Source organism: Paraburkholderia sp. XV, assembly GCF_020177535.1.
Lineage (GTDB): Bacteria > Pseudomonadota > Gammaproteobacteria > Burkholderiales > Burkholderiaceae > Paraburkholderia > Paraburkholderia caribensis.
In genome coordinates, this window is sequence record NZ_JAGUUD010000192.1 from 1 (window position 1) to 9,754 (window position 9,754).

Annotated in this window: 7 protein-coding genes; 3 read left to right on the top strand and 4 right to left on the bottom strand. The window is 63.9% G+C overall.

The window, feature by feature from the left end; genetic code table 11:
* Positions 1–132 precede the first annotated feature (132 nt).
* From KFO72_RS40175 to aspT (KFO72_RS40190), 4 genes are all read right to left on the bottom strand, one after another.
* Positions 133–1,356, bottom strand: coding sequence for a pyridoxal-phosphate-dependent aminotransferase family protein (locus KFO72_RS40175; RefSeq protein WP_054928837.1), 1,224 nt, complete (start codon positions 1,354–1,356; stop codon positions 133–135).
* 146 nt (positions 1,357–1,502) lie between these two features.
* Positions 1,503–3,152 (bottom strand): bifunctional aspartate transaminase/aspartate 4-decarboxylase, encoded by a 1,650-nt coding sequence (locus KFO72_RS40180; RefSeq protein ID WP_054928838.1) that lies wholly within the window; start codon positions 3,150–3,152, stop codon positions 1,503–1,505.
* Between the two features lie 123 nt (positions 3,153–3,275).
* The gene (gene aspT, locus KFO72_RS40185; RefSeq protein ID WP_225034422.1) at positions 3,276–4,961 is read right to left on the bottom strand and encodes an aspartate-alanine antiporter; all 1,686 of its coding nucleotides are present in this window, start codon (positions 4,959–4,961) and stop codon (positions 3,276–3,278) included.
* Positions 4,962–5,158: 197 nt separating this feature from the next.
* Entirely contained in the window at positions 5,159–6,847 is a 1,689-nt protein-coding gene (gene aspT, locus KFO72_RS40190; RefSeq protein ID WP_107200786.1) for an aspartate-alanine antiporter, read from the bottom strand.
* 588 nt (positions 6,848–7,435) lie between these two features.
* Between aspT (KFO72_RS40190) and KFO72_RS40195 the strand changes: the two genes are divergently transcribed.
* The 3 genes from KFO72_RS40195 to KFO72_RS40205 all read left to right on the top strand — a co-directional run.
* Positions 7,436–8,425, top strand: coding sequence for a LysR family transcriptional regulator (locus KFO72_RS40195; protein WP_036003971.1), 990 nt, complete (start codon positions 7,436–7,438; stop codon positions 8,423–8,425).
* Between the two features lie 63 nt (positions 8,426–8,488).
* Positions 8,489–9,496 carry a 2-hydroxyacid dehydrogenase gene (locus KFO72_RS40200; protein ID WP_062915736.1) on the top strand — a complete coding sequence of 336 codons (1,008 nt, stop codon included), beginning with the start codon at positions 8,489–8,491 and terminating at the stop codon, positions 9,494–9,496.
* A gap of 11 nt (positions 9,497–9,507) precedes the next feature.
* Positions 9,508–9,754: hypothetical protein (locus KFO72_RS40205; RefSeq protein ID WP_225034423.1), on the top strand; the 247-nt coding region annotated here is incomplete at its 3' end.

Here is a 9,754-nt window from a genome sequence, read left to right on the forward strand (position 1 = left end):
CCGCCCCGCACAGGGGCGACGCCTGAAGCGAGATAACGAATCGCGGATGCCAGCGAAAAGGCAAGCCAAGGATGCCAGCGCAGAAGCAAACACAAGCAAAACCACCAAAAGCGTCGACAGACAAAAAAAACCTCAATCCCTCCCAGCCAGCGCACGCTCAAGCGCCGCCACCCCAGCCGGCAAATCAACACCAACCCCGAGCTCAACCATAGTCCTACCAAACGCATGCAGCGTACGAAAAAGATTATGAGCGCGAGCCTGCTCGCCCATCTGCCCAATCCGCACAATAGGCAACCCAAACGAGCCCGAAATCTCAACCTGATGAAACCGCGAGATATGGGCGCAAATATCCGCCGGCGTCAGCCCGGCCTTTTGCCCAACGGGCACCTCGATCCCGACAACCGAATTCAACCGGCATTCAGCCGGCGCAAACAACGCCAGGCCCATGGCACTAATCCCCGCCTGCAACGCAAGCGAACACTTCAAATGCCGGGCAAAACGCTTCTCCAGCGTCTCCGCGCAAACAAGCCGCAACGCCTCATGCAGCGCAAGCACGCCCGACACGGGCGCCGTATAGTGATACCCCGCGTTGTGCCAGAAGTTCTCTGCCAGCGACGCATCGAGACACCAATGCGCACTCGCATGCGGTCGCCCCTTCACCCGCTCCCACGCCGCATCCGAAAACGCGATCAGCGAAACACCCGGAATCGATGACAACCCCTTCTGCCCACCCGTAATCACAGCATCGATACCCCAGGCGTCCATTTCGAGCGGCATCGTCGACAGCGTGCAGACAGCATCGACGACCACCAGCGCACCCGCCTTCTTCGCCAGCGCCGCAATGTCCTTCAAGTGATAATTCCAGACGGTGTTGGATGTCTCGCCCTGCACGATCGTCACGATCTCCGGGCGCGTGCGCCGGATCGCTTCCTCGACCTGGTCGAGCGTCGCGACCGCACGGTCGCCCACTTCCAGCAGCGAGACCTCGGCGCCAACGCGCCGGCCCATCTCCGCCATCCGCGCGCTGAAAAACCCGTTCTTGATGCTCAGCACCCGCGTGCCCTGCCACGCAAGATTGGAAATCGCCATTTCCATCGCCGCCGAGCCCGGCCCCGCCACGCCCAGCACCCACTTCGAATTGGTCTGGAACACGTAGCGCGCCATCGTCTTCACCTGTCCCACCACCTTGGCCATCGTGTTGCCCAGATGGTTGATGACGATCGCATTGGCCTTAGCGACGGCGGCGGGAATCGGCACGGGACCAGCGCCCATCATCAGGAGGGGCTCTTCGGGAAGAATCGCATCGAGCGATTCGACTTCAGGACAGGGAACGACGTTGGACGTTGTAATGGTCATGATCGGAACGCATGGAACGAGGAACAGGAACAGGAAAACGGCCCGCCGCGCGCAGCAACACCTGCGCGCGGCGGGCCGTCTTTCGATCATTCACTCATATGTCCGATTGCGCAAGAGATGCATCCCGGTCTTCCCCTGCCGGATTGTCACTTGACCTCTTTGCGCTGGACGTTTTTGCCCGTCTCCTTGTTGTAGCGTTCGACGTATTCATCCGTGAGCTTGCGGATCGCGCGCCCGATCTTGCGGTAGTCGGACTCGTTGAGATTCGCGAGCGACACCCGCCCCGAAGGATGCTTCGTGCCAAAGCCCATGCCCGGCAGCAGCACGACCCGCGCATCGGTTGCCAGACGGAACAGCAGCTCCGACGCCTCCGTGTGCTTGAGCAGCCAGTCGACGAACTCGCGGCCGTACGCACGCTCGCCGAAGTACTCCATGTCGATGATCGAGTAGTAGTCCACCTGGTTCGCGTCCTTCTCGTCGAACGCAATGCCGATCTCTTCGTAGAGCGCGCGCTTGCGGCTGCGGATCAGGCGCTTGAGCGCGTCCTTGTACGCATCCGGCGTGTCCATCAGGGAGAACAGCGAGAAGAGCACCATCTGCACCTGCTGCGGCGTCGACAGCCCCGCCGTGTGATTCAGCGCGACAGTGCGGCTGTCGGCCACCAGCCGGTCGATGAACTTCAGCTTGTCCGGCTCGGTCGTGATCGACTCGTAACGATGATGCAAGATCTTCTTGACGTCCTTCGGCAGTTCGGAGATCAGCCGGTCAAGGATGTTGTCCTTGTGCGTCGCGATCGTGCCCAGCCGCCAGCCCGTCGCACCGAAATACTTCGAGTACGAATACACGAGAATCGTGTTCTTCGGCGCGAGCGCGAACAGCGATACGAAGTCGTCGGCGAAGGTGCCGTACACGTCGTCCGTCAGCAGGATCAGATCGGGGCGCTCCTTGACGATCTGCGCGATGTATTCGAGGCTCTCGTCGCTGATCCTCACCGATGGCGGATTGCTCGGGTTCACGAGGAAGAACGCCTTCACCTTCGGATCGCGCAGCTTGTCCAGCTCGGACTTCGAGTATTGCCAGTTGTTCTCGACAGCGGCGTCCAGATTGACGACGTTCAGCTCGTAGTCGTTGAGCGTCGGAATCTCGATGTACGGCGTGAAGATCGGGCGGCCGAGCGCGATGGTGTCGCCCGCCTTGATCAGATGGTTCTGCTTCATCGTGTTGAAGATGTACGTCATCGCGGCCGTGCCGCCTTCGACAGCGAAGATGTCGAACTCGCCGACGAACGGATACTTGCCGATCATCTCGCGCCGCAGATACTGCCCGACGATGACCTCCGACAGCTTCAGCATCCGGTCGGGCACCGGGTAGTTCGACGCGAGAATGCCCTCGCACATCTCATAGAGGAAATCCGTGCCCGACAGGCCCAGCTGATCGCGCACATACGACACGGCACCCGCGAGAAACGCAATGCCCGGCACGCCCTTGTTCTCGCGCAGGAACAGCTCGAAGCGCTCGGCCAGTCCTTCGCGCTTCGGAAAACCGCCGACACCCTCGGGCATATACGCAAACGAGCGCTCCGACTCGCGCATCGCAAACAGACCGAGCTGCCAGAAGCCGTGGCGCGGAATCGTCGCGAGAAAGTTCGGGTTGCCGCGGCCGGCGTTCAGCATCGAGGCATTGGCCGGGCGCTCGACCGCGCCGCCGCCCGCCGCCTTGATTAACTCATCCTTCAGTTCGAACGGGCTGAGCGCCTGCAACGCTGCCTGGTCTTTGCCTTTGTTGTCCTTCGCCATGATGCGTCCTCCAGTGAAAGGGGAAATGCGCCGGCGCGTCGCGGGCAATGGCCCGTGCAGGGCGCCGGCTACCGTCCTGACAATCGGTTCCGCCGACAGGGCGCGCCCTGTCGGCGCGCGAGCTCAGACCAGCCCGACCACGAGCGGTCCCAGTAACGTCAGCAGCACGTTCGCAATCGCATACGTAATCGCGAACGGCACGGTCGGCACGGCGCTTTCGGCCTTGTCCAGCACGCCGCCGAACGCCGGGTTCGCGCTGCGCGAGCCGGCCAGCGCGCCCGCCAGAATCGCTGCGTTGTCGTAGCGCAGCACGTAACGGCCGAAGACCATCGTCAGCAGCAGCGGGAATAGCGTCACGAACACGCCGAGCAGGAAGATCGTGAGGCCCAACTCCTTGATCGTCGTCACGGCCTGCAGCCCCGAGTTCAGCCCGACCACCGAGACGAACGCCGCCAGCCCGAAGTCCTGCAACAGCCGCGACGCGGCGGGCGGCATCACGCCGTACATCGGATGCTTGCCGCGCATCCAGCCGAACACCAGACCCGCGAGCAGACAGCCGCCGCCGGAGCCGAGCGTGAGCGGCACGCCGCCGACATTGATGACGATCAGCCCGATCAGCAGGCCCACGACCATGCCGACGCCCATGTAGATGAAGTCGGTCTTGATCGAGTACGGCAGCTCGTAGCCCGTCGCCTCGACGGCGCGTTTCGTGTCCTTCGCTGAGCCGAAATAGGTGAGAACGTCGCCGTGCTCGAGCTTCGTCTCGGGCAGGATCGGCACCGGCTGGCCGACGCGCGTGATGCTTTCGAGGAACACGCCGTGGCGCAGATCGCGGTCGACGGTTTCGCGCACCTTCTGGATCGTCGTGTGGTTCAGGCCTTTTGCGGTGAACACGGCCTGGCGTGTCTGCATGACGGCGCTGACGTCGGTGACATCGGAGATTTCGGTGCCGATCTTCGGCGCGATGGGCACCATGCCCTCGCGCCGCCCGACCACGAGCACGACGTCGTCAGCCGCGAGCACGACGTTCGGCCCCGGCTCGATCTCCTTGCCGACGCGCCGGATTTTTTCGATCGACACGAAGTCCTGCGCGGCCATTTCGATCTCGGACACCTTGCGCCCCGCCGCCGCCCCGACCTTGAACGCGCGCCCGACCAGTTCGGGCAGCGCCGCCAGTTGCCCAGGCGCGCGCGACGGCGTGCCGCCCGCGAGCTTCGCTTCGGCGTCGAGCGCGGCCGAGCGCAGGTCGCGGCCCATGAACTTGGGCAGGATGTTCACGCATACGATGATCGCGCCGAGCGAGCCGAACACGTAGGTCACCGCGTACGCAATCGCCACGTCCGACTGCAGCGACTTCACCTCTTCGGCGGGCAGGCCGAGACGCGCGATCGCATCGCCCGCCGTGCCGATGATCGCCGACTGCGTGAGCGCGCCGCCCGCGAGGCCCGCCGCCAGCCCCTTGTTCAGATGGAAAATCTTCGCGCAGATGATGACGGTGATCAGCGCCGAGACGGCGAGGAACAGCGCCATTGCGATCTCGCGCAATGTCTTGCGATTCAACGAGTTGAAGAAGCCCGGTCCCGAGTCGTAACCGACCGCGTAGATGAAGACGGCAAACATCACCGCCTTCACGCCGTTGTCGATCGACACGCCCGCCTGGCTGATCACGACGGCCGCCAGCAGCGACCCGCCGACGCCGCCCAGCTGGAACTTGCCGAACTTGATCTGACCGATGAAGTACCCCACCGCCAGCGACAGGAACAACGCTATTTCGGGTGACTTGTGAAAGATGCTGTGTATCAATTCCATCGTGCCCTCTCAGTAAAAACGCGCGCGGGCGAGCCGCGGCGAAATGCAGCAGACGACGTGGCACTACCGTCTGCAACCCCTGCCCGCGCAAACCTGACGGCTCACATAGGCATTTCGATATTGCTGTTATTCGCTTCCGGTTGCCTTGCCCGTTCTCAATCCCACGACTCCCGCGCCGGCCACGCCGATCGCGCCCATCAGCGCGCGAACTGCGCGGCCAGCCCGACGACGACGGGACCCATCAACGGCAGCAGGATGTTCGACAACGCGTAAGTGATCGTGTAGCCGATCACGGGCGTCGAATTGCCCGTCACGCCGACTAGCGCGCTGATCGCTGGCGTGCTGCACTGCTGGCCGGCAATCGCGCCGAGCAGCATGGGCGCGTCGAGCTTCAGGAACATCCGGCCGATCCACAGCGACAGCAGGCCCGGCACCAGCACCATCAGAATTCCGGCAACGGGCAGCGCGAGGCCGTATTCGCGCACCAGCTTGATCGCATCCGGCCCGGCCGACAGCCCGACGGCGGCGATGAAGGTGGCCAGTCCGAAGTCCTTGAGGATTTGCGCGGCGGCGGGCGGCAGAGAGCCAATGACGGGATAGTGCGAACGGATCCAGCCGAACAGCAGCCCGGACAGCAGACACCCGCCGCCCGTGCCGAGCGCGAGCGTGACGCCGCCGAAAGTGCCCGACAGCCGCCCGATCGCCATGCCGATCAGCACGCCGAGGCCGAGATAGACGAAGTCGGTCTTCAAGGTGGCGGGCAGCAGGTAGCCGAGCCGCCGCGCGCCGCGCAGCACGTCGGCTTTTGCGCCGACCAGCGTCAGCACGTCGCCGCGGTTCAGCTCGGTGCCGGGCAGCGCGGGCACGCGCGACTCCAGCCGCGTGACGGCCGCGATGTAGATGCCGCGTCCCTGCTCCGGGTCGGCGCGCTCGCGCAGCTGGCGAATCGTCGCGCCATGCGCGTCCTTGCGCGTGAGCACCACGTCGACCATGTCGGCGAGCGCTGTCGAGAAGTGATGGCCCGACGCGACTTCATCGCCAAGCGACGGCGCAGCCGCAACCAGCGCCTCGCGCCGTCCGCCGACCAGCAGGAGATCGCCCGCCGCCAGCACGAGATCGGGCGCGACAGCCAGCGGCGCGCCGCCGCGCTCGATCTGCTCGATTGTCAGGTTGTGGCCGTAGCGTGCCTCGAAGGCGCCGATTGGGACGCCTGCTGCCGGACCGACGCTGAACGCGCGTCCCACCAGCGCGGGCGCGGCGAGCCGCTCCCCGTCGCCGAGCGCGTCGCCGCCGCCGAGTTGCCGCCACACGCGCTCGGCTTCGTCGCGCAGATTCACGCGCAACAGCAACGCGGCGAACTGGCTCGTGAAAAGCACGATCGTGATAAGTCCGAACAGATAGCTGACGCTGTAAGCGGTCACGATGTTCGCCTGCAGGCGCAACGTCTCGGCCTCGGCCAGGCCGAGCTTCGCGACGGCTTCCGACGCCGTGCCGATCACCGCCGATTCCGTCGCCGCCCCGGCCAGCAGGCCGGCCGCCGTACCCGGATCGAGATGCAGCAGCCAGACGGCGAGCATCACGAGCGTGAGCACCGAGACGATCTCGACCACCGACAACAGCCCGTAACGCCAGCCGCGCCCGATGTTGGCAAAGAATTGGGGCCCGCCCGTGAAACCGAGCGCGAAGATAAACAGCGCGAACGCGATGTTCTTGAGGTCGGGGCTGATGCGCGCGCCCGTCTGCCCGAGCAGCAGCGACACGATCAGCGTGCCGCACACGCCGCCCAGCTGGATTGGGCCGATCTTGAACGAGCCAATCAGATATCCGAGTGCAAGACTCGCGAACAGCGCAATCTCCGGCTGAGACTTAAGCAATTCGGCGACCATGTTCGGATTTCCCGGCAGAGCGGATCGTTGTATGAATATTTTTAAAAATCAGGGCCGCGATAATCCGCACGGCTATTAGTCGCGTTTAATGGAAGCGCGCGCGAATATTCACCCGGGATTAACCGGCTTTATTCGAAGCGGAATGAAAAGCGCCATGCCGACGGCTTGACGTCGGACCATCACGGCGCGTTCGGTGACTCGCTTTTGAGTCAGCTTGTGTTGCTGCGGTTGACAGACATCGTTCCCTCGCAAAATTGTCGAACTACCCGGAACACGGTGCGTACAGCCCGATTATTTTTATGTCCGTATTTGAAGCGTGCGGAAATCGTATACATAGATTCCGCTATATGACGAAACTGTCATCGTTTTTACAATCGCGAAAGAGCGTTGTCGTTTTTATAGATATTGTAATTGCCGGCGACTGTCAATATTATTTTTGAGCCGGGTCTGCAAGTTCCTGAGCCGTCGGATTGCCCGCAATACGACGGTATGACACCCGCAAAGGCCGACGCAGAAAGCCGAAAGCTGCCGCACGCCACAGCCGGGTCAACGACGCGCGGCAGCGCCGCGCTTTACGAGGGCGCCACCATGAATCAGATCTACGCCATGCGGGTCTTTGTCCGGGTCGCCGAAACACAGAGCTTCAGGCGCGCGGCCCAGCAACTGAAAGTATCGAATGCGCTCGTGACGCGCTCGATCGCCACACTCGAAGCGCACTTGCACGCGCGTCTCATCAACCGCACGACGCGCAACCTTTCACTGACCGAGGCCGGGACGCATTATCTGGAAGGCTGCCGCGGGCTGCTCGAGGAACTCGATCATCTGGAAGGCTCGGTGGCCGGCACCGAGCGCGAGCCAGGCGGCACGCTGCGCGTCGTCGCCACGGGCGCGCTGTCGGCGCAAGCGCTCACGCAGTTGCTCGACGGCTACCGCCGGCGTTTTCCGAAGGTGCGCATCCGGCTCACGCTCGCCGAGCGCCTGCCGCATCTGATCGAAGACGGCTATGACGTGGGTCTCTTCATCGCGGGCCCGGTGGCGGGAGGCGCGTCGGCGGATACCGACAGCGTCGAGCTGTCGTTCGCGACGCAACGTCTCGTGCCGTGCGCCGCGCCGTCCTATCTGGCCGCGCGCGAGGAGCCACGGCATCCCGATCATCTGGCGCTGCATTCGTGCATCGCGACGCCTTCCGAGCAACGCGGTCCGACCGTCTGGCATTTCATCGAAAGCGACGGCGACGCGCAGCCCGTGACGCTCGATCCGTCGTACGTCGTCAACAGCCCGCTGCTGGTGCGGCTCGCGGCGATTGCCGGAATGGGCGTCGCGGTGCTGCCCGAGCCGCTCGTCGCCGACGACTTCGCAACGGGCGCGCTGAAGCGCATCATGCAGGACTACACCGTTGACGAATCGCAGGCCAAGGTGTCGCTCGTCTATCCGCGCCGCCGTCATCTGCCCGCGAAAACGCGCGCGTTCGTCGATTACACGCTCGAGCATGCAGGTTGTCCGGCGTCAGCGCTGCCCGCCGACGCGCATGCGATCATCGCGCACGACCTGCATCCCGCCGCGCAGCACGCTTCGTGAGCCGCGCGCGGTTGCTCACGTATCGATGACGCGCTGCGGGCGTCCATCAGGAGACCAGTGACCATGCGCATGATTTTGTTCAGCAGCCGCCAGTACGATATCGACACGTTCAACGAGGCGAATGCCGGGTTCCGCTACGAGTTGCACTTCCAGGAGTCGCATCTCGAAGCGGACACGGCGATCCTCGCCGAGGGCTACGACGTCGTGTGTCCCTTCGTCAACGACGTGGTCGATGCCGCGACGCTCGAACGCCTGCATGCGGGCGGCACGCGGCTCATCGCGCTGCGCTCGGCGGGCTTCAATCATGTCGATCTCGCGGCGGCGCAGCGGCTCGGTATGGGCGTCGTGCGGGTGCCCGCCTATTCGCCGCACGCGGTCGCCGAGCACGCGGTGGGGATGATCCTGGCGCTGAACCGCAAGCTCGCGCGCGCCGTTGCCCGCACGCGTGAAGGCGACTTCTCGCTGAACGGGCTGCTCGGCTTCGACCTGCACGGCAAGACGGTCGGCGTGATCGGCACGGGCATCATTGGCCGGTGCTTCGCGCGCATCATGGCGGGCTTTGGCATGCAGGTGCTGGCACACGACCCCGGCCCGCCCGCCACCGAACTGTTGGCGCTCGGCGGGCGCTACGTGCCGCTCGACACGCTGCTCGCGGACTCGGACATCGTGAGCCTGCATTGCCCGCTGCTGCCGTCCACGTATCACCTGATCGATCGCCATGCGCTCGCGAAGATGAAGCGCGGCGCGATGCTGATCAACACGGGGCGAGGCGGGCTGGTCGAGAGCAACGCGCTGGTCGGCGCGCTCAAGAGCGGGCAGTTGGGGCATCTCGGGCTCGATGTGTACGAGGAGGAAGGCGGGATTTTTTTCGAGGATCACTCGAATCTGCCGTTGCAGGATGATGTGCTGGCGCGGCTGTTGATGTTTCCCAATGTGATTGTTACGGCGCACCAGGCTTTTTTTACCCGTGAGGCGATGACGGAAATCGCGCAGACGACGCTTGGGAATGTGGAGGCGTGGCGGGATGGGACGCCGCGGAATGTAGTAGAGGGGCCGCCGGCGGGCGGGTGAGGAAGGGGTTTTTGCTGCGCAAGCTGGGTGGGGCTTTGGTTTTGGTCTTGCTTTTTGCGATTTTGCTTTTTGCCTTTTTTGCTTTTTGCCTTTTTTGCTTTTTGCCTTTTTTGCTTTTTTGCTCTCGCTCTTGTGCTGGCATCCGCGATTTGACCTCGCGCTTCGCTGGTCGGGGTGTTTGCCTTTGCGCTGGCATCCGCGAATCGTTAGCTCGCTTCACGCGTCGCCCCTGTGCGGGGCGGCACCTACTTTTCTTTG